Source organism: Pseudomonas sp. GW821-FHT07F05 (genome assembly GCF_059418765.1).
In genome coordinates this window covers 66,545-89,067 of record NZ_JBWKQL010000013.1, presented here as the reverse complement: position 1 = coordinate 89,067, position 22,523 = coordinate 66,545, and the positions used below count along the sequence as shown (strand labels likewise).

At 57.6% G+C, this 22,523-nt stretch carries 16 protein-coding genes and 2 pseudogenes; 14 read left to right on the top strand and 4 right to left on the bottom strand.

Annotated features, from left to right (window positions below):
- Positions 1 to 43: 43 nt before the first annotated feature.
- Positions 44 to 1,219 (bottom strand): fumarylacetoacetate hydrolase family protein, encoded by a 1,176-nt coding sequence (locus AC07RO_RS22245; RefSeq protein WP_495087102.1) that lies wholly within the window; start codon positions 1,217 to 1,219, stop codon positions 44 to 46.
- Between the two features lie 122 nt (positions 1,220 to 1,341).
- Here AC07RO_RS22245 and AC07RO_RS22240 point away from each other — a divergent pair, with 122 nt between their 5' ends.
- The 4 genes from AC07RO_RS22240 to AC07RO_RS22225 all read left to right on the top strand — a co-directional run bounded on the left by AC07RO_RS22240 (position 1,342) and on the right by AC07RO_RS22225 (position 5,623).
- A complete protein-coding gene (locus AC07RO_RS22240; RefSeq protein ID WP_192173787.1) occupies positions 1,342 to 2,283 on the top strand; it encodes a LysR family transcriptional regulator in 942 nt (313 codons plus the stop codon).
- 134 nt (positions 2,284 to 2,417) lie between these two features.
- The gene (locus tag AC07RO_RS22235) at positions 2,418 to 3,803 is read left to right on the top strand and encodes an MFS transporter (RefSeq protein WP_192173786.1); all 1,386 of its coding nucleotides are present in this window, start codon (positions 2,418 to 2,420) and stop codon (positions 3,801 to 3,803) included.
- 127 nt (positions 3,804 to 3,930) lie between these two features.
- Positions 3,931 to 4,683: a maleate cis-trans isomerase family protein gene (locus AC07RO_RS22230; RefSeq protein ID WP_495087101.1), complete on the top strand. Its 753-nt coding sequence runs from the start codon at positions 3,931 to 3,933 to the stop codon at positions 4,681 to 4,683.
- A 58-nt stretch (positions 4,684 to 4,741) separates the two neighbouring features.
- Complete coding sequence (locus tag AC07RO_RS22225) at positions 4,742 to 5,623, top strand: LysR family transcriptional regulator (RefSeq protein ID WP_495087100.1); 882 nt, start codon at positions 4,742 to 4,744, stop codon at positions 5,621 to 5,623.
- Between the two features lie 74 nt (positions 5,624 to 5,697).
- On the opposite strand, the gene AC07RO_RS22220 is transcribed toward AC07RO_RS22225, so the two are convergent.
- Entirely contained in the window at positions 5,698 to 6,936 is a 1,239-nt protein-coding gene (locus AC07RO_RS22220; RefSeq protein ID WP_495087099.1) for an MFS transporter, read from the bottom strand.
- An 80-nt stretch (positions 6,937 to 7,016) separates the two neighbouring features.
- Here AC07RO_RS22220 and AC07RO_RS22215 point away from each other — a divergent pair, with 80 nt between their 5' ends.
- The 3 genes from AC07RO_RS22215 to AC07RO_RS22205 all read left to right on the top strand — a co-directional run bounded on the left by AC07RO_RS22215 (position 7,017) and on the right by AC07RO_RS22205 (position 9,726).
- A complete protein-coding gene (locus AC07RO_RS22215) occupies positions 7,017 to 7,916 on the top strand; it encodes a LysR family transcriptional regulator (protein WP_495087098.1) in 900 nt (299 codons plus the stop codon).
- Positions 7,917 to 7,945: 29 nt separating this feature from the next.
- A complete protein-coding gene (locus AC07RO_RS22210) occupies positions 7,946 to 8,563 on the top strand; it encodes a LysE family translocator (protein ID WP_495087126.1) in 618 nt (205 codons plus the stop codon).
- Positions 8,564 to 8,673: 110 nt separating this feature from the next.
- On the top strand, positions 8,674 to 9,726 hold the full coding sequence (locus tag AC07RO_RS22205) for an ADP-ribosylglycohydrolase family protein (RefSeq protein ID WP_495087097.1): 1,053 nt from the start codon (positions 8,674 to 8,676) through the stop codon (positions 9,724 to 9,726).
- Between the two features lie 207 nt (positions 9,727 to 9,933).
- Here the strand turns inward: AC07RO_RS22205 and AC07RO_RS22200 are convergent.
- Both AC07RO_RS22200 and AC07RO_RS22195 read right to left on the bottom strand, forming a co-directional pair.
- Positions 9,934 to 10,467 (bottom strand): annotated as a pseudogene (locus tag AC07RO_RS22200) (Fic family protein); the annotation flags it as partial.
- A gap of 364 nt (positions 10,468 to 10,831) precedes the next feature.
- Positions 10,832 to 11,704 carry a BrxR family helix-turn-helix transcriptional regulator gene (locus tag AC07RO_RS22195; RefSeq protein ID WP_205486607.1) on the bottom strand — a complete coding sequence of 291 codons (873 nt, stop codon included), beginning with the start codon at positions 11,702 to 11,704 and terminating at the stop codon, positions 10,832 to 10,834.
- A 120-nt stretch (positions 11,705 to 11,824) separates the two neighbouring features.
- On the opposite strand from AC07RO_RS22195, the gene AC07RO_RS22190 reads away from it, so the two are divergent.
- The 7 genes and pseudogenes from AC07RO_RS22190 to zorD all read left to right on the top strand — a co-directional run bounded on the left by AC07RO_RS22190 (position 11,825) and on the right by zorD (position 22,167).
- Entirely contained in the window at positions 11,825 to 12,079 is a 255-nt protein-coding gene (locus AC07RO_RS22190) for a hypothetical protein (RefSeq protein WP_495087096.1), read from the top strand.
- Positions 12,080 to 12,089: 10 nt separating this feature from the next.
- A complete protein-coding gene (locus AC07RO_RS22185; protein ID WP_495087095.1) occupies positions 12,090 to 13,142 on the top strand; it encodes an ADP-ribosylglycohydrolase family protein in 1,053 nt (350 codons plus the stop codon).
- A gap of 148 nt (positions 13,143 to 13,290) precedes the next feature.
- Positions 13,291 to 13,965 (top strand): EcsC family protein, encoded by a 675-nt coding sequence (locus tag AC07RO_RS22180; RefSeq protein WP_495087094.1) that lies wholly within the window; start codon positions 13,291 to 13,293, stop codon positions 13,963 to 13,965.
- A 405-nt stretch (positions 13,966 to 14,370) separates the two neighbouring features.
- A complete protein-coding gene (zorA1, locus tag AC07RO_RS22175; protein WP_495087093.1) occupies positions 14,371 to 16,563 on the top strand; it encodes a type I Zorya anti-phage system protein ZorA1 in 2,193 nt (730 codons plus the stop codon).
- Positions 16,564 to 16,576: 13 nt separating this feature from the next.
- Positions 16,577 to 17,320, top strand: a complete 744-nt coding sequence (gene zorB1, locus AC07RO_RS22170; protein ID WP_495087092.1) for a type I Zorya anti-phage system protein ZorB1 — start codon at positions 16,577 to 16,579, stop codon at positions 17,318 to 17,320.
- Complete coding sequence (gene zorC / locus AC07RO_RS22165) at positions 17,317 to 18,945, top strand: type I Zorya anti-phage system protein ZorC (RefSeq protein ID WP_495087091.1); 1,629 nt, start codon at positions 17,317 to 17,319, stop codon at positions 18,943 to 18,945. The genes zorB1 and zorC overlap by 4 nt, the downstream gene beginning before the upstream one ends.
- Positions 18,945 to 22,167 (top strand): annotated as a pseudogene (gene zorD / locus AC07RO_RS22160) (type I Zorya anti-phage system protein ZorD). The gene zorC and the pseudogene zorD overlap by 1 nt, the downstream one beginning before the upstream one ends.
- Positions 22,168 to 22,523: the final 356 nt, after the last annotated feature.

Here is a 22,523-nt window from a genome sequence, read left to right as displayed (position 1 = left end):
GGGTCTCTCTTGGAATTAGGTGTGCTGCGTAAGGTGTTCAGCGTTACAACAAACCGCGCACGGCGAGATTGCGTATCAACGCGCCGACGCCGAACGTCCACGGCGCCGCGTCGCTGCTGTGGGTCACCTCATTGTGCAGGCCGCCGAACAGGCTGCTGCTGATACTGACCTGATCGCCCAGCTTGTGGGTAAAACCGCCGCCGGCATGGTCGCGATCGGCGGTCGGGGCGAAGAGGGTGCCGAGAAACAGCAGGAAGCCGTCCGGGTATTGATGGTTGGCGTTGAGCGCCTGGCCGGCGATGTCGGCCGGATCGCGGCTGATCTGCGACATCGAGCTTGAGCCTTTCATCACGTAACCGTCATCGCCTTTTACCTGCAGGTCGACCACGCAGTTGCGCACGTCATCCAGGGAAAAGGTTTCGTCGAACAGCCGAATGAACGGGCCGATCGAGCACGAGGCGTTGTTGTCCTTGGCCTTGCTCAACAGCAGCGCGCTGCGGCCTTCGAAGTCGCGCAAGTTGACGTCATTGCCCAGGGTTGCGCCGTGGATCTGCCCGCGACTGTTCACCGCCAGCACCACTTCCGGCTCGGGGTTGTTCCACTCCGATTTCGGATGAATACCCACTTGGCTGCCGCTGCCCACCGCCGCCAGCACGGGCGCTTTGGTGAAAATCTCGGCGTCCGGCCCGATGCCGACTTCAAGGTACTGCGACCACATGCCTTGCTCGATCAGCAGCGCCTTGAGTGTGCTCGCCTGTTCGGAGCCCGGCTTGATGTTGCGCAGGTTGTCGCCGATGGCGTTCTGCACGATCGCGCGCACGCTCTCCGCCTTGGCCGGATCGCCTGCCGCCTGTTCTTCGATCACCCGCTCGATCATGCTTGCGGCAAAGGTCACCCCTGCGGCCTTGATCACTTGCAAGTCCGCTGGCGCCAGCAGGTACGGCCTGTTGGGATCAGGCGTTGCGGTCGAATTCGCCAGCAGTTCTTCGAGGCTGGCGACACGTGTGCCCTGGGCTTCGCGCACGGCGGCCAAAGGGGATTCCAGCTCCAGCAACTCACTCAAGGTGGCGAAGCTCGAGGAAAGATCGAACACGCCGTCGTTGCGCAGCACCACAGGCGATGGGCCGCTAATGTGTCCGGGCACCCACGCGCGACCAATCAACGTGCCATTGAGGCCGTCGGCGGGGAGGGTGTTTTCGGGAGTGAGATGGATGGGCATGGTGAAGTCCTCAACGCTTTTTTATGATTTACGAAAGACCCTAATCAGCACCGGCGATAAACTCCAATGACATCTGCTCAGTAATCGATAACACTGGGTTATCGCTCATCGAGGCCTTTCTCATGTCAGACATTTCCTTTTCCACGGTCTGTAACTGGCTCAAGTTCAAGCACCTGGTGCTCATCGAAACCCTGGCGCGCACCCGCAACATGCACGCGGCGGCGCAGCACATGAACCTCAGCCAGCCGGCGGTAAGCAAAATGCTGCGGGAGATCGAGCGGCTGCTGGGCTTTGATGTATTCGAGCGCCTGCCGCGCAACATGCCGCCCACCGCCCTCGGCGAACATGTGGTGCGCTACGCACAGATCGCCCTGAATGACGCGAGCAAGTTCGTTGATCAGATCAGCAGCCTGCGCGAGGGCGGGCATGGTTTTCTTAAAGTGGGGGCGATCTTCGCGGCGACTGCTGTGGTGCTGCCGGAAGCTATCGTGCAGTTGAAACAGCGTTGGCCGCTGCTGTCGATCGAAGTGGTGGAGCAGACCAGCGACCACCTGATGGAAATGCTCGACGACAAGAAGCTTGACCTCGCGGTGGCGCGCTATACCAATGAAAACCAGCAGCAGGTGTACGACTTTCAGGCGTTGGCGCCGGAGCCGTTCTGCATGGTTGTCAACAGTCGCCATCCGCTGACCGAACTGGCACAGACGCCGCTGCAGGCGCTCGGAAACTGGCCGTGGATTCTGTACCCGCTGGGCACCCCGATTCGCGCCCGGATGGAGCAGGCGTTCGCCAAAGCTGGAATTCCTGTGCCGAAGAACACCATCGACACCATCTCGATGCAGACCTTTCTGCAAGTGCTGCAGGCGGGGCCGATGATCGCCATGTTGCCGGCTTCCATGGCGCAGCCGCATCTGGATTCCGGCCTGCTGAAAGTGCTGAACACGCCGCTGAAACTGGCGCCCCAGGATTACGGAATCCTCACCCGCCGAGGTGAGCCGTTGCTCGGGGCGGCGTCAGAATTTGCCGAAATTCTGCTGGCGAATGCGCAGCTGGCGCGTCAGTAAGCGATAACGCAGCGTTATCAATCAATGGAAACAAGTCATTATCCTAATCAACGCCGCTGTCAGTAACATCGCTCCGTGTTTCGACCCTCACATAACAACAATACAGGCGCCTCCGAGTGCCTGGAGGTCCCACCATGGAAACCGTTTCCCAGCGCCTGCCCGAGTCCTCGGGTCCCGGGCACGCCAGCTTTGAAGACCGCACCTACCGCAAAGTCATTCTGCGCATCCTTCCCGTCCTGCTCTTGTGTTACATGGCGGCGTATCTGGACCGCGTGAACATCGGCTTCGCCAAGCTGGACATGCTCAACGATCTGCAATTCAGCAACACCATCTATGCCCTCGGCGCGAGCATGTTCTTCTGGGGCTATTTCCTCTTCGAAGTCCCTAGCAACCTGTTGCTGCATCGCTTCGGCGCGCGGTTCTGGATCGCCCGGATCATGCTCACCTGGGCCATCGTATCCATGGCCGTCGCGTTTACCGTGCCGCTGGCGAAGTTTTTCCACATCGAATCGGAAACCATGTTCTACGTGCTGCGCTTTCTGCTCGGCATCTGTGAGGCGGGCTTCTTTCCCGGCGTCATCCTTTACCTCAACTACTGGTTTCCTACCCGTCGTCAAAGCCGGGTGATGGCCGGTTTCCTGATGGCGATGCCGATCAGTCTGACGCTGGGCGGTGTGATTTCCGGCTGGTTGATGACCCGAATGCAGGGCGTCAACGGCATGGCCGGCTGGCAGTGGCTGCTGATCATCGAAGGCCTGCCTTCGGTGGTAATGGCCTTTGTGGTGCTGGCGTTCATGGCCAATAACATCGACGCGGCCAAATGGCTGTCGCCCCAGGAAAAGGCCATGCTCAAGGCCAACCTGGAGACCGACAGCAAAGGCAAGGCGACCAGTCTGCGCGAGGTGTTTTTCAACGGACGCGTGTGGCTGCTGGTGCTGATCCTGCTGACGTTCAACACCGGTTTCTACGGGCTGGCGTTCTGGATGCCGTCGATCATCAAAAGCGCCGGCGTCTCCAACCCGATGGACATTGGCCTGCTGACGGCCATTCCCTATGGCATCGCCGTGATCGCCATGACCCTCAACGCGCGGCACTCCAACAAGACCGGCGAGCGCCGCTGGCACGCCGCAATTCCGGCCATCATCGGCGGCATCGGCTTGATCCTCAGCGCCTACTTCGCCAGTAACGTGGTGTTGTCGATCATCTTCTTGAGCGTGTCGGCCTCCGGCGTGCTGAGCCTGATGCCGATCTACTGGACCCTGCCGGGCACCGTGCTGTCCGGCGTCGCGGCGGCTGCGGGAATCGGCATGATCAACGCCATCGGCAACCTGTCGGGTTTCACCGGCTCGATGATCACCGCCGTGGCCGAGAACCTCACGGGCAACATCAACAACGGCACCTACGTGCTGGGTGCCTGTTTGTTCATCAGCGCCGGACTGATTCTGTCCATCCCGCGGGCAATGTTAGGCAATCACAAGGCCGAAGCGCCTGCGCGAGGCGAGGTGCTTTCTCACGCGTAGACGGGAAGTCGGACCTGCCATCGCCAGCCGCGATGGCAGGCTCGCCATTGCCTGATATACGCCGCTCACGGTCACTCCTAGCATCGGTTGCACATGACCTCGCCGTCGGCGAAATGGAGAAGACCCTGTGAGAAATTTCCGGATTGGCCAGATCGTCCCCAGCTCCAACACCACCATGGAAACCGAGATCCCGGCGATGCTCACGTCGCGGTACTCCCTGTTCCCGGACGAGCGCTTCACCTTCCATTCCTCACGCATGCGCATGATGAAAGTCAGCCCCGAAGAGCTGAAAAAGATGGACGTCGACAGCGACCGCTGCGCTCTGGAATTGAGCGATGCCCGGGTCGATGTCATGGCGTACGCCTGCCTGGTGGCAATCATGTGCCAGGGCGCCGGTTACCATAGAGTGTCGCAGGATCGTCTGAGTAAAACCGTTGCCAGCAATGCTTCCGACGCACCCGTGCTCAGCTCGGCCGGGGCGTTGATCGACAGCCTGCTTATGCTCGACTACAAGAAAATATCCATCATCACGCCCTACATGAAGCCACTCACCCAACAGGTCATCGACTACATCGAAGCGGCCGGCATCGAAGTGGTGGATGCCATCAGCCTGGAAGTCTCCGACAACCTGCAAGTCGGGCGCCTCGACCCAATGGATCTGGTTTCCCACGCCGACCGGCTCAACATCGGGCAAGCTGATGGAGTGGTGCTGTCGTGTTGCGTGCAGATGCCATCGCTGTCCGCCATCCAGGTCGTACAGGATCGGCTGGATAAGCCGGTTTTATCTGCGTCCGTGGCGACTGTCTATCAGATGCTCAAAACCCTCGGCCTCAAAGCGCAGGTTCCGAACGCCGGCCATCTGTTGTCGGGCGCGTTCTGAGGCGATGTCTGACGGGGTACTATGGCGGCCACTCAGGCCAGCACGCCCGGTACCCCACATGAAACTCGACCCTGTCTCGCTGCGCCTCTTCGTCAGCGTCGTCGAAGAAGGCACTATCGCTGCCGCCGCCAAGCGCGAACACATTGCCGCGGCGGCCGTCAGCAAGCGGCTCAGCGAACTGGAAGAGCAGCTCGATTCCCGGCTGCTCAACCGCACCAACAAAGGCATCACGCCGACCGACGCCGGGCTGTCGCTGTTGTTCATGGCCCGCAGCGCGCTGAACAACCTCAACGACATCGTCCTGCAGATGCGCGACTACTCCAACGGTACGCGCGGCTCGGTGCACGTGCTCTCGAACATCTCCGCGATCACCCAATTCATGCCCGGCTTGATCAAGTCGTTCATGGCGCTTTACCCGCTGATCAACATCGTCCTCGAAGAGCAGCAAAGCTTGGCGATCACCAAAGCCGTCGCCGAAAACCGCGCCGAGATCGGCATCTTCACGCGCCTGCCCCATGGCGCCGACATCGAAGTCTTCCCGTTCCGCACCGACCGCCTGGTCTTGATCGTGCCCAACGACCACCCGCTGGCAGACCGCAAGTCAGTGCGCTTCAGCGACACCCTCGACCACGGATACGTCGCCTTGCGCAGCGGCACCCACCTGAATTTCCAGCTGATCAAAGCCGCCAACGACCTCGGCCGCTCCCTGAGAATCCGCATGGAAGTCGCCAGCTATGACGCCCTGAGCCTGATGGTTCAGGCAGGCGTGGGCATCGGCATCATGCCCGAAGGCAGCGTAGGGATTTACCGAATGGAGGGTGCGAAAGTGGTTCAGCTGGAAGAGGGATGGGCCAGCCGCGAGCTCAATGTCTGCGTGAGATCAAGGGAGGGTTTGTCGGTGGCGGGGGCGTTGTTTTTGCGGCATGTGTTGGCGGGGTAAGCTGAACTAACGCCAATAAGGATTGGCTACGGGAGCGGTTTAGGCCGCTCCCGTATAAAGGCCAGTTGTCTGGGTCAGGACTCCGACTTGGGCGCCAGCGCTGCAGCGATAAGGCACAGCACCGCAATGCCTCCCCACAGTTGCGGCCAGGAGCAAACGCGCAATAACCAGGGGATCAGCGCTGGCGTCGCAAAGGCCGCCGCGAACACGGCGGTGTTTTCGATCCCCAGTGCAGTGCCCACTCTCGACGCGCCGGCCATGACCGCGATTTCGGTGTAGGCCACGCCGTGCCAGGCCGAGCCGAACACACCGGCAGCGATCAGCAGCGCCACGCTGAGCAGCGGAACGTTGATCGTCATGATATTGAGCTGCAACAGCAGCAGCGCCACCGCCGCCAGTACCGCGATGGCGCGCACGACGGTGCGACGATTCTTATGTTTGTCCGTCCAGCGGCCGCTCCACACGCGAGCGATGGCGCCAATCACCTGCACCGCGAAAATCACGGCTGAGGTGATCGCGATGCCGTACTTGTATTCGTTGATCAGGTAAATCGCCGAGAAGGTCAGGACGGCAAATTGCGGCACCGTCAACAGGCCGCTGGCCACGAACAGCCGCCAGATGCTCCAGTCGCGCAACGTGCTGCTCACCGGCCCGTTGCCACTCACTTTGGGCGCGGGTTGGACCGGCGCCAGCGTCAGCCAAGTCCAGGCGGCGCCGGCGGCGAGCAGGCTGGTCACCGCCAGCGTGGTGAAAACGCTGATGAACCCCATGTGCAGCGCAACCCACGGCAGGATCGCCGCACCGATGCCACCGCCGACCGGCACGGCGGTCTGACGAATGCTCATGGCAAAGCCGCGCTCACCGTCCTGAAACCAGGTCATGACGGCCTTGCCGCTTGAGCCATTGATGCTGCCGCCGAATATGCCGAGGGCGAGCAACCCCGCACCGAGCAACACCACGCCAGGGATCGAGTCCGCACGCGGCGCACCGAACATCGCCAGCAAGGCGAAGATCAGGCTGGTGCTGAGCAAGCCTGTCAGCAACACGAAGCGGTCACCGAGTTTATCGGTCAGCAGGCCCCAGACAACCTCAGATGCCGCGATTCCCAGCGCGATCGCGCCGAGCACCAAGCCTAACTGATCCAGCGTCAGACGGTAGGCATCCTGCAAAAGAGGGCCGGTGGCGGGGATCCCCTGAAAGCCCATGGAAAAACTCGCCTGCGCCGCCACGCCAACGGCGAGCACGATCCAGCGGTGGCGGTTGGCTTTGTCGGTACAGCTGTGTATCCGGTCCAGCACTTTCACATTTCCCATCGCAACCCAATTCCCTGTTCAGGCCCGGAGTTGGGCCACTGGCTGCGAAGGGTGACGAGTGCGTGGCTCGTTGTAAATTTATGCTATCCTATTTCAGACATAACCAACGATTATCCTTAATGACACAGCATCTCGATCTCTCAACCGTGGAAGCCTTCGTGCTCACCACGGATTTGCGCAGCTTTACCCAGGCTGCGGAAGTCCTTGGGCTGACGCAGGCTGCCGTGAGCTTGAAGGTTTCGCGACTTGAACGAGCGCTCAATCGGCGTCTGTTGAATCGCACGCCACGTTCGATCCAGCTTTCCCCTGACGGCGAAGTTTTTCTGCCACGCGCCCGCACGCTGCTGGCCGCACAGCAACTTGCTCTGGTTGAAGTGGCTCGTACGTCTCGTAGGTTGCGCCTGGGCATCAGTGACCATGTCGCCGGGCCTGAACTGCCGAGCGTTCTGGAAAAAATAAAATCTTACGATCCGGGCCTGGCCATCAGCGTGAGGGTAGGGGCGTCGTCTGAGCTGTTGGCCGAATACGATCGTGAGGAAATCGACGTAGCTATCGTTCGCTCCGAGAAAAACCGCCGCGATGCGGAACCGCTGTTTGAAGATCGCTACGGCTGGTTCGCCAGTTTGTCGGTGCGCACGCGGGGCGAGCCCATGCCCCTCGTCACCGTCGACGATGCATGCGGGATACGCAGCAACGCGATCCGGCTGCTTTCTCAGGCCGGCATCGAGTGGTCAGACAGCTTCATTGGCGGCGGTGTCGCGACCGCGCTCTATGCCGCAGCCGCTGGCATCGGTGTCGCACCCTTGCCGGTGCGGTTGGCGTCGTCGCGGCTGATTGATGTGGGCGAGGGCTTTCACCTGCCACCCTTGCCGAACGTGGAGATGGTGATGTATTCGCGCCACATGGATGCCCACACCCGCGAAAGCCTGCGAATACTGGCGGGTGCCTTTCGAGGGATCAACCTGACCCATCTGGCGTGATCGCCGCTCCCGACTACGAGGAACACTTCATGGTTAATTGGCCTGCGGTAACAGCTGTCTTCTCGGTCTACTGCGCCGGCGTGATCATCCCCGGCCCCAACTTCGTGGCGGTCGCGCACAAGGCGGTTTCTGCGACAACGGGGCACGCACTTATGCTGGTGGCGGGCATCGTGGTGGTGAACCTGTTTTGGGCGACGTGCGCCATTCTGGGCATTGGCGCAGTGTTTTCGCTGTTGCCGTGGCTGGCGTTCGTCGTCAAATGCCTCGGCGCGGGCTACCTCGTCTGGTTCGGCATGCGCCTGATATTCGCCTCCGGTAAACCTCCCGCCCTCAACGCCCGGGCCGGCCAGATGCCCAGCCTGCGAAGCGCCTTCAAACAGGGCGTCGCAACCAACATCGCCAACCCAAAGTCAGTCGCGTTTTACGCCGCGATCTTTTCCGCTGCCGCACCCAGCCATGTGGAAGTCGAAACCTTTGCCGCTATGCTGGCGATGGTCGGCCTCGTTTCGTCGGCTTGGTACGCGCTGATCGCGACCGCGCTGTCACGGCCCAGGATTGCCGGTGCGTATGCCAGCAAAAAGAAGGCGATTGATCGGATGTGTGGGGCGGTGATTGTGATGCTTGGGGTTAGGCAGATGGGGCGGTGAGGGCGTACAAGGGAACACCGATCCGCCCTGCGAGCATATGATCCTCTCGTTCCACTCAAAAAACGCTCAAACGGCTACAACCATGACGCAGTTACTGCAAGGAAGCACAGATGAACAGACTTGAACGGATCAAAGGCTGCCTGCTCGGCGGCGCGGTGGGCGATGCGCTGGGTGCGCCGGTCGAATTTCTCAAATGGAACGCCATCCACGCGACATTCGGTGCGCGTGGCATTGTCGACTTCGCCCCGGCTTACGGCCGCGTGGGCGCCATCACCGACGACACGCAAATGATGCTCTTCACCGCTGAAGGTTTGCTGCGCGCCTATGTGCGCGGCATCTCCCGCGGTATTTGCAACGTACCCGGCGTCATCCACCATGCGTTGCTGCGCTGGCTGATGACCCAGGATTACTCGCCGGCCACTGACGTCAGCCTGGACGGCTGGCTGGTGCATGAACGCGAGTTGTGGTCCCGCCGCGCGCCCGGCCTCACCTGTCTTAGCGCATTGAAGGCCAGTACGGAATTTGGCTCTTTCGCCCAAAACGACAGCAAAGGCTGTGGCGCCGTCATGCGTGTCGCGCCGTGCGCGTTCTTCCCCAACGCGTTCGACAACGCCGCCGAATCCGGCCGTCTGACCCACGGGCACCCAACGGGCTACCTGGCAGGCGGTCTTTTCGCCGACATTCTCCAGCGCATCGTCGACCGCCAGGACAGCCTGGATGACGCCATTGCCAAGAGCCTGGCCGAGCACGGCCAGAAACCCGGCATGGAAGAAACACGTGCGCTTGTCGAGCGCGTGCTGTTCTTTAGCTACGAAGGCCACCGCCCAACCCCTGAGCGGATCGAGGAATTGGGCGGCGGATGGATCGCGGAAGAAGCCTTGGCGATTGGCATCTGGTGCGCACTGACTGCCACCTCGTTCGAAGACGGCGTGATCAATGCCGTGAATCACAGTGGGGACAGTGACAGCACCGGGCTGATCGCCGGGCATCTGCTGGGTATTCAATACGGCGTGGAGGCGATTCCGGATCGCTGGCTTGGGCCGCTCGAGTTGCGTGGGGTGATTGAGGCGGTGGCGGAGGATATCGAGCGGGTGCCGAGGGATTATTCGGGGTATGGCGGGGAGTTTGATGAGGAGATTTGGAAACGTTATCCGGGTGGCTAGCCCTAGAAAACTTTTTTTGCATCACCTTTTACCGACTTAGGTGCCGCGATACTTGGGCTTCAACTCGCTAGTGGGCAGGAGGGCGTCCTCCCCCGAGTGTTTCGGCGACTTTACGCGGGCGTCTTCTAACGCGTCATGAGCGTTGCTTTGCGATTCGGCCGGCCAAGTGGGCATCAATCTCGCTGCCCAGCTTGGTGTCGAAAAGGGTCAGGCGTAGGGCTTGAAGTCGTTGCTGTCGCGAATCAGTAGCTGCATCAGCTTTGGATGAATAAAGAGCTTTTCCTTGCCAACCTGCACCTCTTGCAGAACGCCGATGGCGACCAGCTCTTTGAGATAACGGGAGGCGGCTTGACGCTGGGCAATCTGTTTGTCGACGACGTTGCTGATGCGGCAGTAGGGCTGCTCGAAAATCACGTCCACCAACTCGCGGGAATAGGTTTTTGGCAGTTGATCGCGGACGAACTGGGTGGTGTGCTCGGATAGGCTACGGATGGCAGCAACTTTGACCGTGGTCCAGCGAGCCGTTTCTTCCACCGCACTGAGCATGTACAGCAGCCAGGGCTCCCAGGTTTGTTCGCGGGTGACATTTATCAATAGGCGGTAGTAGTCGGCTCGGTGGGCGATGATGTAGCGGCTGAGGTAGAGAATTGGCAGATTCAGCAGACCTTCTTGAATCATGTACAGAGTGTTGAGCACGCGGCCGGTGCGGCCATTGCCATCGGTGAACGGGTGCATGGCCTCGTGTAAACATGTGGGAATAACGTGTCGCTATATTCTGGTTTTGGCGACATGTTCCGTTCTCGTGTCGCTGATGGCGACATGTGCGAAAACCCTTGGGAATTGATTTGTGGATTTGCGGTGGTTTGAGCTTAAGAAATATAGGCTGCTGTTCCAGTCTCAGTGCGTGAACGCTCGTATGGGAAAATAAGGCAGCAGTAGAACGCCCATCTGCAGCCAATGCATGCGAATACCCGGCTCCTTCACGGTGAACTACTAAGAAATCCTTAGCGGTTGGCTGCTCCGGTGCAACGGATTTTGCGCAAACAGGAGTTAATTGAGCCCTCGCGTACCTCAACCCAATCGTCGAGGACGCAATTCCGTCACATCACTCATAAAGCCAAGGCTTCAGCTCATCGAGATTTTTCACGACGATCTGCTGCGCCGCTGCTTTAGGATCGAGCTTCTTCGGGTCGATCTGAAAGCGCTGGAGTACATACTTCACCAGAGCGCGCCTTGTCGGAATCGTCAGCACGCCTTCTTCCATCCCAAAATCAGCCTCAATGATCGCCTTTTGTTCTGGCTTGAGGCGCGAGTCGGGTTCGATCACGACGGCCACCTCAGTGTTCCAGTCTTCGTCTGCATCGATCAGGTTCTCGGTTCTGCGCTCAAACTCCGGTTGACCGCGCAGCCGACTCAGCACGAAGTCTCGGTACATGCGGTTCTTCTCGCAATACGCTCTCACGTGCCAACGCATCCCTGTGTAGACCAGCGTATGGGGCGCGATCAACCGGGTCTCGGGGACCGGGTTGGCGAGCGACACATATTCAACGGCAATCACTTCGCTTTCACGGCAAGCCTTGAGCAGCGGGCGCAGCACTTCCGGGCGGATCGTGCGATCCGGCACTTCCAGAACCATGGTGTGTGCATACGCCAGGGCCAGTCCTTCTACGTGCGGCGCTCGTGAGTGCGTCTGATTGAGCAGGTGCAGATAGGCGCTTGCGCTGTCGTCGATGAACAGCGGCTTGAAGTGTTTACTGGGTACATAGCCCTTCAGCTGCTTGTCATATGTAAGATTTTTAGGCGCATGTTCATTGATGTAGGTATTGATGTCTTTCGAGGCCTGCTGACGGCTAATGCCGAAGCTCTGAATCAGGTGGCCCGTGGTCAGCCGGCCTTCCCACCACACGACCGTCTCGATCAACCGATAGCGAAGTGCCAGATCCCAGCGAACCTGTTGGATGTCCTGCGCGCGTTTCATACCCGCTCCATGTGCGTGATTTGTTTACCTGTATAAGTCTACATTCTATACGTGTAATGAAACGCTACATATCCTGCGCTCGTCTTCGGCATGAAGCGAACTCACGATAAGGAGGTGAACATGACAACGTCAGATGCAATTTCGACCGGGGTGCTGGTGCTAATGGCCGCCATTGCAGTGGTTCTGATTTTGCAGTGCCTGCGGCTTCAGGATATCTGGCAATTGATCGTCGATTGCAAGAGCTCGATGCGCTGGGCGCAAATTCATGAGGTGGAGAATAAAGAACTGCGGTCGGCTCTGCGGGCAGAAAAAGCCCATGTTGAGCAACTCAGGAGAAAGCTCGACCTCCTGCAAACCATGATGCCGGCCTCGTAAGGAAGCACAGATGAACAGAATTGAACGGATCAAAGGCTGTCTGCTAGGCGGTGCGGTGGGGGATGCCCTGGGAGCACCGGTTGAGTTTCTTGAATGGTGCGCCATCCGCGCAATGTTTGGATCGAAGGGCATCGTCGATTTTGCGCCAGCTTATGGTCGCGTAGGTGCCATCACCGATGACACACAAATGATGCTCTTCACCGCTGAAGGTCTGCTGCGCGCTTATGTACGTGGGAGTTCCCGCGGCATTTGCCACGTGCCCAGCGTCATCCACCATGCCTTGTTACGCTGGCTGATGACCCAGGATTACTCGCCTGCGACCTCCGTAAGCCTCGACGGCTGGCTGGTGCAGGAGCGGGCCTTTTGGTCCCGCCGCGCACCTGGCCACACTTGTGTCAGCGCGCTGAAGGCCAGTTCGCGCCTGGGCTTTCTCGCCGAAAACAATAGCAAAGGCTGCGGCGCTGTCATGCGTGTCGCCCCCTGCGCCTTCTTTGGCAATGCTTTTGACAATGCCGCTGAGTCCGGGCGTCTGACCCACGGCCACCCAACCGGGTATATGGCGGCCGGACTGTTCGCCGATATTCTCCAGCGCATCGCTGACCGGCAGGACAGCCTCGAACACGCCATTACCGAAAGCCTCGTCGAGCACGGCCACATACCCGGCATGGAAGAGACACGAGCGCTTGTCGAGCGCGTGCTTTTCTTTTTTTACGAAGGATATCGTCCGAGCCCCGAGCGTATCGACGAGCTTGGCGGCGGATGGATTGCAGAAGAAGCACTGGCGATCGGCATCTGGTGCGCACTGACTGCCACATCGTTCGAAGACGGCGTGATCAATGCCGTTAATCACAGCGGAGACAGCGACAGCACAGGGCTTATCGCCGGGCATCTGCTCGGTATTCAGTATGGTGTTGAGGCGATTCCGGATCGATGGCTTGGGCCGCTTGAGTTACGTGGGGTGATTGAAACGGTGGCGGAGGATATTGAGCGGGTACCGAGGGATTACTCCGGGTATGGCGGGGAGTTTGATACCGAGATCGAGGTGCGCTATCCGGGGGATTGAATGGCTGCGGTCTTCGTCGACGCCAGTCCCCGTTTTAAAGCGAAACGCAGGCTGTGGATCCAAGCTTGTAAAGTATTGGATCCATTGGTCGATATGAATTCGGTAGCAATTTGATGCAGACAACCTCATACACGGACAGGCGGTGGAAATGGCTAGCGAATTGACTCTCACGAAACTCAACCAAGCTCTTGAGTGGGCCTACGAAAAAGCAATGGATGGCATCCCCGGCACTGAGTCGGCTGAGGAATTCGCTGCGGAGTACAGAAAGAACAATGATACGGCCATCGACGCTGCGAACTCGCTGATCCGCTGGCAAAACACCAAAGCCGCCACCTCCGGCTTTCTGACCGGGCTGGGTGGCATCATTACTTTGCCGGTCACCATCCCGGCGAACATCGCCAGCGTTATGTACGTGCAGCTGCGCATGATCACCGCGATGGCATACCTAGGCGGCCACGACCCACGCGACGATCGTGTCAAAACCTTGGTCTACACATGCCTGGCCGGTAATGCCGCTAAAGACATCCTGAAAGATGTAGGCATCTCGATTGCCAACAAGCTGGCGATCAGCTCCATTAACAAAATCAGCGGCACGACCCTGACGAAGATCAATCAGGCTGTGGGCTTCCGGCTACTCACCAAGTTCGGCAGCACCGGTGTCGTGAACCTGGGCAAAGCGGTCCCGCTGCTGGGCGGTCTGATCGGCGCAACGTTTGATTCGGTGACAACGAATACCGTCGGGAACGTGGCTCGTGATCTGTTCGTGTTGAATCCGGCGATAGGACCAGCTGAAACTGACGATGTGGCAGCAGGCGTGGCCTGAGGCCCATTGAGGATAAAATCCGGCAGCTTGTGGCCGGGTTTTATCGAGGGGGATCGTCGTGCTTGATCTGGCGAGTGCATGGTTTTCTGAGATATTGAGGTTACTTAAAGACGTGCCCACTGCAGCAGTGGCCGTTAAGCGTGTCGATCTTTCCGCTGCTCCTGCATCTCACCAAAACCGCTCGAGCTGTGCTGGCATAAAGATGTTATCTTCGCAGATGACCAAGGAGGGCTGATGATGTATCGCAGTGATGCGGCCCATCTGCTTCCGAACTCGTTGTTCCCTGACACATTCACCACACCGTACGCATCTTAATCATCGCCTTCAATGACGCGAGGTTGACGATTCGCTGTGGATGTCTCCGGGGGAGGGCGAACCCCAAAAAAGCAGATGGAGGCAGAAAGAGTGGATTTTTCAGTGCTGTTGCACCTTTGGCAGGCAGCTCCCGCTGAGCAGCTCATCGCACCGACCGTTGTGTTCGGGCTGGTTTCGGTTTTGTGCCTGTGGTACTTCGCCCGGTATTTTTTAAGATCTTTCAAGCTGACTTCTCAGCTCAAACGCCTGATCAAAAGTCTGGAAGGCACCAAGACTCTTGCGGCCCCGCTTCGGCGTGCTGAGCTTGAGCGATTATTCAGCCCCAGCCAAATGCAGCACTTATGGCGCGAATATTCCGAAACGCTGCACGATCAATTCGAGGTGCGCGAAGGTGAGCAAGTTTTGGTTCGGTCCCGTGCTACGGCGGGGGCCGCGCACTTCTTCTCATCACAGAGCGTCGTTGATACCCCACTTGGCACTGAGTTCTACAAACACTTGCCAGGGATATTGACCGGTATCGGGATTGTGGGGACTTTCTTCGGCTTGATGCTCGGCCTTCAGCACTTCGACCCGAGTACGCCAGAGCTGGTTAACTCCAGCGTCGATAAGCTATTGAAAGATGTGTTGTTCGCTTTTTTCGGCTCCTTCATTTCGATCATGGCCTCCATTGCTGTAACGCTGACGGAGAAGTGGCGCCTTGGACGCTGCTACAAGCTGCTTGAAGGGCTCAACGAAACCATCGACGGCCTTTTCGATAGTGGTGTTGGCGAGGAGTATCTCGCCGAGCTTGTTCGCTCCAGTGCTGAAAACTCAGTGCAGACACGCCAGCTCAAAGACAGTCTGGTTACAGATCTGCGCGAAATGCTGCAGAACCTTGTCGATACCCAAGTTCGAGAAAGTCTCAAACTCGCTGATACGTTGTCGACGACATACCGTGATTCTGGGCAGTTGCTCGCCGATCAGGTAAGCAGTGCGATCGAGAACAGTCTCAAGTCTCCCCTCGAAGCCATCGCGGGTGCCGTTCAGTCCGCAAGCGGTGATCAATCAGGGCAAGTGCAGAATTTGCTTCAAGATGTTCTGGTTGCTTTCATGAACAAGCTGGAAGGTACGTTCGGTCAACAGTTCAATGGACTGCATGAACTGATGGGCCAGTCCGTTGCGGCCATGCAGTCAATGCAGCAAGGCTTCTCGACGCTGATCCAGGACATGCGTTCGGCGAGCGAGTCATCAACCCAAAACAGCTCGATCATGATTGCTCAATTGCTTTCGGATATGCAGGCCGGCCAGAGCGCTATGCAAGCAGGGATGAACGAGATGCTTGCCAGCCTACAGGCGTCAGTTTCCCGTATTGGCAGTGAGGGCGAGGGGGCAGGCGCCCGAATGGCCGAGCAGATGGAAAAGCTGTTCGCTCAAAGCGAGGCTCGTCAGCAAGCGATGGCTGAGAACCTCCAGACCTTTGTCGAATCGATAAAACAGAACGTTGGCCAGGGTCAACAGGAAACCATGGCGAAAATTGCGGGCTCCGTTGAGGTGCTCGGTGAGCAACTGTCGGCAGTCTTCACGCAATTAGAGCGCGGCCAGCAACAAATGGATCAAACCACCCGTGCTGCGCAGGCTGATTTGCATCAAGGCACACGCGACTTGGTAGGCGGCCTTGACGAGCAGGTAAAGGCACTGCTGCAAACGGTGTCAGAGCAACAGAAGTCTGCACAAGACACCGTGAAAGCGTTAAGCGCCCAGACAGAGCAGCACTTGCAGAGCATGCAGCTTGGAGCAGACAAGATGCGAGCGGCAGCTGAACGGTTCGAAACGGCGGGGCAAAGCGTTACACGAGCCAGTGAGTCGACTGCGGGTCTGATGGGTACTGTTCAAGGCGCAGGTACTGAGCTTGCACAGGCATCTCGTGAGCTGAGTACCGTGGTGGCGGACTATCGAAACAACCGCGAAGCACTAGCGAAAACGCTTGCCGTCATTGAAGGCGTTGTCGCCAGTGCGCAAGGGGAGGCTAGCGGTCGCAGCCAGTATCTGCATGATCTGAAGTTGCAAAGCGAGCGGATGCAAGCGCTTAACCGTGAAGTATATGAATACCTGGAAAACATTAGCGGTGTGTTGGGTAGCGGCTTCAAAGAGTTCGGTAACGGCATGGAAAGCGCCCTGAAACAGACTCTTGGCAGCCTGGATAACGAGCTTCATAAAGCTGTGACTAGCCTCGCGGGCGGTGTAGACGGGGTGAAGGATAGCCTCGAGGAGTTCGGTGAAATTATGGAAAAAATCAGGCGATAACGGAGGCTAGTTGATGTTTAGTAAGCATATGCCTTCGTCTGCCCGTTCAAAGGACGAAGGCGAAAAGCCGTTTTGGATCTCCTTCGCTGACCTGATGACCGCAATGATGATCCTGTTTCTTGTGGTCATGGTGGCAGCCTTGAGCTCCGTGACCCAACGTATCAACCAAGCCGAGCAAGGGGAGAAACAGCGTAGCAAGGACATCAGTCAGATTTGCGAGCATCTGAGCCTTAAGGCTAAGACCGCAAGCAAGACGATCATTGTGGACTGCAAAGATAACCGGATCAGCTTCGGAGATGCGGGCCGCTTTGGGCACAATCAGTATGCGCTGAGCAATGATGGTCAGTCGGCCCTTCAAGAGGTTGTGCCGATGATACTGGATGCTGCTAACAGCGAAGAGGGCCGAAAGTGGTTCAAGCAGCTTGTTATCGAGGGTTCCACAGACACGGACGGCTCCTACCTCTATAACTTGCATCTTTCACTCCAGCGATCCGAGTGGGTGATGTGCAGCCTGCTCGATAGCAGAAGCCCGCTTCAGGTGGGACTGTCGGCGGAGCATCAGCAGCAGATTCGATCAATATTTTTGGCAGGCGGCGTGTCGTTTAACAATGCGAAAGACACCAAGGAAGAAAGTCGCCGGGTGGAGTTGCGCATGCAGTTCTTCGGCTTGAAGGAGAAGGAAGAGAACCTCAAGCCAGAAGTACCGGTGTTCAACAACACCGACATGGAAAAGTGTCAGTTGGCGATGAACCGATGACCAGCCCGATCGCGAGGCTTTCCGCCGCTATTAACCTGAGTCTTTCCAAGCATCGCACGGGGCCGGCGCCTGAACCGTTGGCGCGATTTCCTAGTCTCGGTGCTGCGGTGATTGATCTTTACGAACGATTCGATCGCGCCGAAAAAGCTTTACCGCCTCCTCAGGAGAAGCGCCGCGCTGCGATAAGCAAATTTCGTAACGTGCTGCCGCTCAACGCCTCAGAGTGGCGTCTGGTTTTTGCCGGCCTTTCGGACAAGAGCGAGCGAGTCGGACCCATACTGGACGATGCGCAGCTCTTTGACCGAGTGCACACAGAAATCAATCATCGTATCGAAGAGCGAAAGCTGAGTCGCCGCGATTGGTTGGCGTTGTGCTTTAGCTACTTCGGCTACGAGGCCACTACGCCTGACAAAAATCCCAATTGGTGTCTGTTGCGCCAAGATGTACAGCTTGGTTTTGATTGCGTTAGAGGTCAGCAGAAACGCGAAAAGGAATGGGTGCAAATCGTCCAGCAGCATCAGGAGCTATTTTCCGAGCAAGCAGGCGCCAGGCTGGGCGATCAGATGTTCAATGGTGAAATTAGCGATCTATCCGCATTGCAGACGATCGCCCAGATCCCTGACAGCAGTTGGCTGTGGCGCAGAATCTTCAACGTATTGATCTCACGGATTTTCCTGCTGGATGACGAAGAGTTCGCGAAGCGTCTGGACGACCTGGTAAACATTGGTCGCCAGCATCCTCGGTACATGAATGACATCCTCAGTGCGTGTTTATCGCGTTATCACATCGCTGCGTATCGAGAAAAGCCATCGTCGTTGCTCAAACAAGTTGCGCTAGACAATTGGGGCAGTCCGCAGATCCGTTCCAAGCAAAATAGCTGGCTGCAATATGTTGAGAAAGACGTCTGTGCGATGGTCGTGGCGTGGTTTGCGAAGGAGGATTTGGAGCACTTCTTCAATCTACTCAAGGGTGAAGCAGAGGTCGACCAGTCCCGCCTGCATTATTGGCTGCGTTTCGCTAATCAGATGAGTTACACCCGAATCGTTATGGGCTCAGATGCCTGGCATGACAGTGGGCGGGACTTCGTTCATTTCCGTGATAAAAACAAAGGTAGGCTCAGTCGGCTTGTAGGCGGTCCCGGGCATAACAACGCAGTCATCATGCAAATTGCGAACTACTTTTTTGTGGAGTTCTCCGGCACTGGCAATGCTTGCTATGTCTATCAAGCAGACAACTCTCCTTTCAATCCAGATAAGCCGCTGCTCGAGTTGGCCACAGAACTGAAGCAGCCTGGCCGTGCGCTGGATCGAATGCGTCACTCACCTGCACCTAGCCGCCCGGATCGTATAGAGGGCTGGCTCAGCAAGTTTGATAGTGCCCTAGAGAAACTGGGTATTCGTGTACAGAGTCATTCCGGAACGCCAGGTCCATCCAGGCATGCAGCTCTCGAAGACCAGGTGCGTGAAGCCTTGAAATCGGTCCGATATAAAGTCTTCGATCAGCGCGGGCGTGGCGGTGCGTTTCTAGTCCAGATTGAAGAACATAATCTGGCCGCCGTTGCGGCGCTCCAACGCTTGGGCTTTAAGCCGGTCAACCAACAGCCACTTCGGTTCTGGAGGCAATAATGCTCAAGCGTTTCCTAAAAGGCATTGGCCTTCAGCCGAGCGCTGCTACTGAAAATGCAGCACCTGTTTTCTCCGTTGAAGAACAGGGCATTTGTTATCCCTTGAGCTTGGCCGAGAACGCGGACTCCTGGCCGCTGGCAAGCTATCTGGATCAGTTGGAAGAGGAGGAGTTTGTTTCCCAGCTCAGCGATCGCTGGCTGCTGACATGGGATGAGCTTTATAGGCTGCTTGATGAGCCAGACCATTCAACAAGTCTTCCGCTTTTGGGGTTACCGCCACAGACAACCCTCATCCCTCAATTGAGCAGTCAAGGAAGCCTTGCATCCGACGACTTCAAAGTCTCCATCAGTGGGTGGCGGGATCCGCAGTCCGGTGCGAATGTCCAAGTGCAGCGTACGGGCGCCGTCCTTCAGCATCACGGAACGACTGAAATTCTGACTGAGCCGTACTGGAGACTGACTGGTGCAGTGCGACAACTTTATCTGGCTCAACAAAATGAACCGGGTGAAGTAACCAACCAAATTGGCTGGGCCAGCATCAGGAAGCTCGCGCGCAAAGCGGGTGCCGGCATGGATGATTTCCTGGACAAGACCGTCGTTATCAAACCTGAAAGCCTGCGCCTCAACCCGCGAAAGTCGACAGTAGGCAATACGCCCGTTATCGAGTTGCAACCTACTTTCGAAGGACAGCCGGCTAATTGGCTTGAGAGTTTCGACGGCTCAAATAAGGTTCAGGATCGGTACCGGGTGACGGGTGATGATGGATCGTTGACCCACGTCTTGATTGAGCCAGAGGTCAAATCTGTACTGGAGTACGTGCGCTCGTTACCCGGACGTCGGGTCGCAGGCGACGAAGCACTTTCATTCGTCCGCAACCCATATAGCGCGCTCGGCGACAGCGCCGCGCAGGTGCTGGACGCCGGCAGCTACGAAGAGGACATGGCAGATGCCGGGATCTTCTTTCATCGCTTTCATCTGGAACCCAAACTGGATGAAGCGGGACTGCGCATCGAGCAGGTTAACCTCACACTCGAGCCGATTTCGCCAACCCCGCGGCCGCTAATAGAAATTGAATTCAACGCTCCTTATGAGCTCGCGCCGTTCGTGCACGAGTTGCAGCTGAAGTTGGCTGCTGGCATGCCCGCCGGATTATGGCAGGGCCATGAGCTGGAGCTCAGTGATTTTGATTTGCGCCAGTTGGCGGGCATCACCGATCTACTCAAACGGTGGCAAAACGAAGCGGCCGGCATTGAGTTTGACTCAGTCCTTGACCTATCGCTTTATGGCGACCGTGTAACCGGCATAGGAGAAGCGGAAAAAATCACGTCGCCTTTCCTCGTCAAAGAGGCGACTGAAAACTGGTTGCCGAAGGATGTGGCGGCGCTGGGAATTGATGCGGAAATTCTGGGGCGTTGGGATCCTTCCAACCGCGCTCAATTCGATGCCTTTGAGCAGCGACTGGACGAAGCACGCGCTGCTGGTGACGACACGGTCTGCTTGCCAGAGTCCGAAACACCGCTCTCGATTGCTGCCGCTGAGCAACTCTTTGATGCATGGTCGAAGAAGATTTCACCCGTCGAAACCAGTCTCGTCCATCAGCAGGAAAAGGTAGGCCGCGCCGTGCTGCAAATCGGCCACAACATTGACGAGCCCACCTATGTTCAGATCCGTCAGGCAGCCTTGCGCGCCGCATTGGATGCGACGCCTGAATTGCCCGATTTGCTCAAGCCCGAAGTCGTCTTGCGTGAACACCAGCTCCAAGGCGTTGCCTGGCTGCAGCACTTGTTCCGCTTGTCCCCCTCAGACGTGTCAGGTTGCTTGCTGGCCGATGACATGGGGCTTGGAAAAACAATCCAGTTACTCACCTTTCTGGTCTGGTACCTCGAACAATACCCAGACGATAAGCCGACCCTGATCGTCGCCCCGGTGTCGCTTCTTGATAACTGGGAGCGAGAGCTTCACCGTGCTGAAACTCTATGGCTCTGCCTTGAGCGAAGTGAAATTCAAGAAGGATGAAATCCCCGCTGACTTAAAAGCCAAGGGCATCAAGAATCTACTGCGGCCGGGGTGGATGGGCGGCGCCCGAATTGTCTTGACCACGTACGAAACCCTTCGTGATCAGGAGTTTTCACTGGCCCGTCAACAGTGGTCGATCGTCGTGTGTGACGAGGCGCAGAAGCTGAAAAACCCTGCCGCTCTGGTAACGCAGGCGATCAAAGCCATTCCTGCAAGATTTCGAGTGGCGTGCACCGGTACACCGGTCGAGAACACGCTGATAGACCTTTGGTGCCTGTTCGACTTTATTCAGCCAGGTTTCCTGGGCGGCTTGAACCAGTTTGGTCGCGAGTACCAGCGCCCGATCGAAGCGGCATTGGAGCGCGATACAGTCGCGCTGGAACGCCTCCGAGTGCTTATTGATCCGCAGACGTTGCGCCGTACCAAGCAAGATATTGCCAAAGACCTGCCCGCTAAAATTGAGGACACGACCTGTCGTTCATTGAACATGCATGCCTTGCAGCGCAGTCTTTACCTGTCTGAGATATCCGCCTACAGCCAGAAGCAACAGATCGAAGAGCAGCTCGATCAAAGGACCTCCGGCATGCTGGGACTGCTGCACAAGCTCAAACTGATTTGCGCCCATCCGTACAGCGTTCAGCCCGACAAGCGACTGCGCGACAACTCGCCGAAGATGCAGTGGTTGATGCAGACGCTTGAGTCGATCAAAAAAGCCGGGAACGGCGACAAGGTCATCGTCTTTACCGAGTTGCGTGACATCCAGCGGGAGTTGCAGCACGCAATTCAGGAGCATTTCGGATTCAAGGCGACCGTGATCAATGGCGATACCAGCACCAGCAGCCAGAGCGCTAATAGTCGTCAGAAGCTGATCGACCAATTCCAGGAGTTGCCTGGCTTTGCAGTCATCATTCTGTCCACGATTGCAGTCGGGTTTGGGGTGAATGTGCAGGCGGCCAACCACGTGATCCATTTCACTCGCTGCTGGAACCCGGCCAAGGAAGATCAAGCGACGGATCGGGCCTACAGAATTGGGCAGGAGAAGGATGTGTACGTGTACTACCCAACGGTTCGGGATGCATCGATGCCGACGTTTGAAGCGACGTTGGATGAGTTGCTGAGTAAGCGAAGGGCGTTGGCACGGGATATGTTGAGCGGCTCTGCGGATATCCAGGCTGCAGACTTTGAGGCGTTGCTGGAGGCGAGATAAGCCTAGCAGGGAGGGAGTTGCTATTCCCCGATGTGTCAATCATCGGGGCAGGTTGCTCGTCCAATTGTTTGTAAAAACGCTATGTCAGGCCTGCAGGCGCTTGCCCAACCCAGAAGCGTCAGCAACATCTGAGTGGATAATTTACCTGTGCGCACGTCCAGTGTTGGCACCTAAGGCTCAACGGCTTAATGTGCCCGGCAATCTGCATAGACGGTCGTATAAGCCCAAGCAATCAGGGTGTCGATAGCGCTTAGGGGCTCAGACGAAAGCCATCAACCGGTTATCATGCCGCCAATCCCCGATCACGCCTTTACGCCCGGATTTTTATTTTTTACCGCGCAATTAATCTGCGTCGA

Bases quoted from the DNA above. Each gene is read 5' to 3' on its own strand.
- AC07RO_RS22185 (WP_495087095.1), top strand. From the start codon at position 12,090: ATGAACAGAATTGAACGGATCAAAGGCTGTCTGCTAGGCGGTGCGGTG.
- AC07RO_RS22190 (WP_495087096.1), top strand. From the start codon at position 11,825: ATGACAACGTCAGATGCAATTTCGACCGGGGTGCTGGTGCTAATGGCC.
- AC07RO_RS22235 (WP_192173786.1), top strand. From the start codon at position 2,418: ATGGAAACCGTTTCCCAGCGCCTGCCCGAGTCCTCGGGTCCCGGGCAC.
- AC07RO_RS22210 (WP_495087126.1), top strand. From the start codon at position 7,946: ATGGTTAATTGGCCTGCGGTAACAGCTGTCTTCTCGGTCTACTGCGCC.
- AC07RO_RS22215 (WP_495087098.1), top strand. From the start codon at position 7,017: ATGCTATCCTATTTCAGACATAACCAACGATTATCCTTAATGACACAG.
- AC07RO_RS22195 (WP_205486607.1), bottom strand. From the start codon at position 11,704: ATGAAACGCGCGCAGGACATCCAACAGGTTCGCTGGGATCTGGCACTT.
- AC07RO_RS22240 (WP_192173787.1), top strand. From the start codon at position 1,342: ATGTCAGACATTTCCTTTTCCACGGTCTGTAACTGGCTCAAGTTCAAG.
- AC07RO_RS22245 (WP_495087102.1), bottom strand. From the start codon at position 1,219: ATGCCCATCCATCTCACTCCCGAAAACACCCTCCCCGCCGACGGCCTC.
- AC07RO_RS22220 (WP_495087099.1), bottom strand. From the start codon at position 6,936: ATGGGAAATGTGAAAGTGCTGGACCGGATACACAGCTGTACCGACAAA.
- zorB1 (WP_495087092.1), top strand. From the start codon at position 16,577: ATGTTTAGTAAGCATATGCCTTCGTCTGCCCGTTCAAAGGACGAAGGC.
- AC07RO_RS22180 (WP_495087094.1), top strand. From the start codon at position 13,291: ATGGCTAGCGAATTGACTCTCACGAAACTCAACCAAGCTCTTGAGTGG.
- AC07RO_RS22205 (WP_495087097.1), top strand. From the start codon at position 8,674: ATGAACAGACTTGAACGGATCAAAGGCTGCCTGCTCGGCGGCGCGGTG.
- zorC (WP_495087091.1), top strand. From the start codon at position 17,317: ATGACCAGCCCGATCGCGAGGCTTTCCGCCGCTATTAACCTGAGTCTT.
- AC07RO_RS22225 (WP_495087100.1), top strand. From the start codon at position 4,742: ATGAAACTCGACCCTGTCTCGCTGCGCCTCTTCGTCAGCGTCGTCGAA.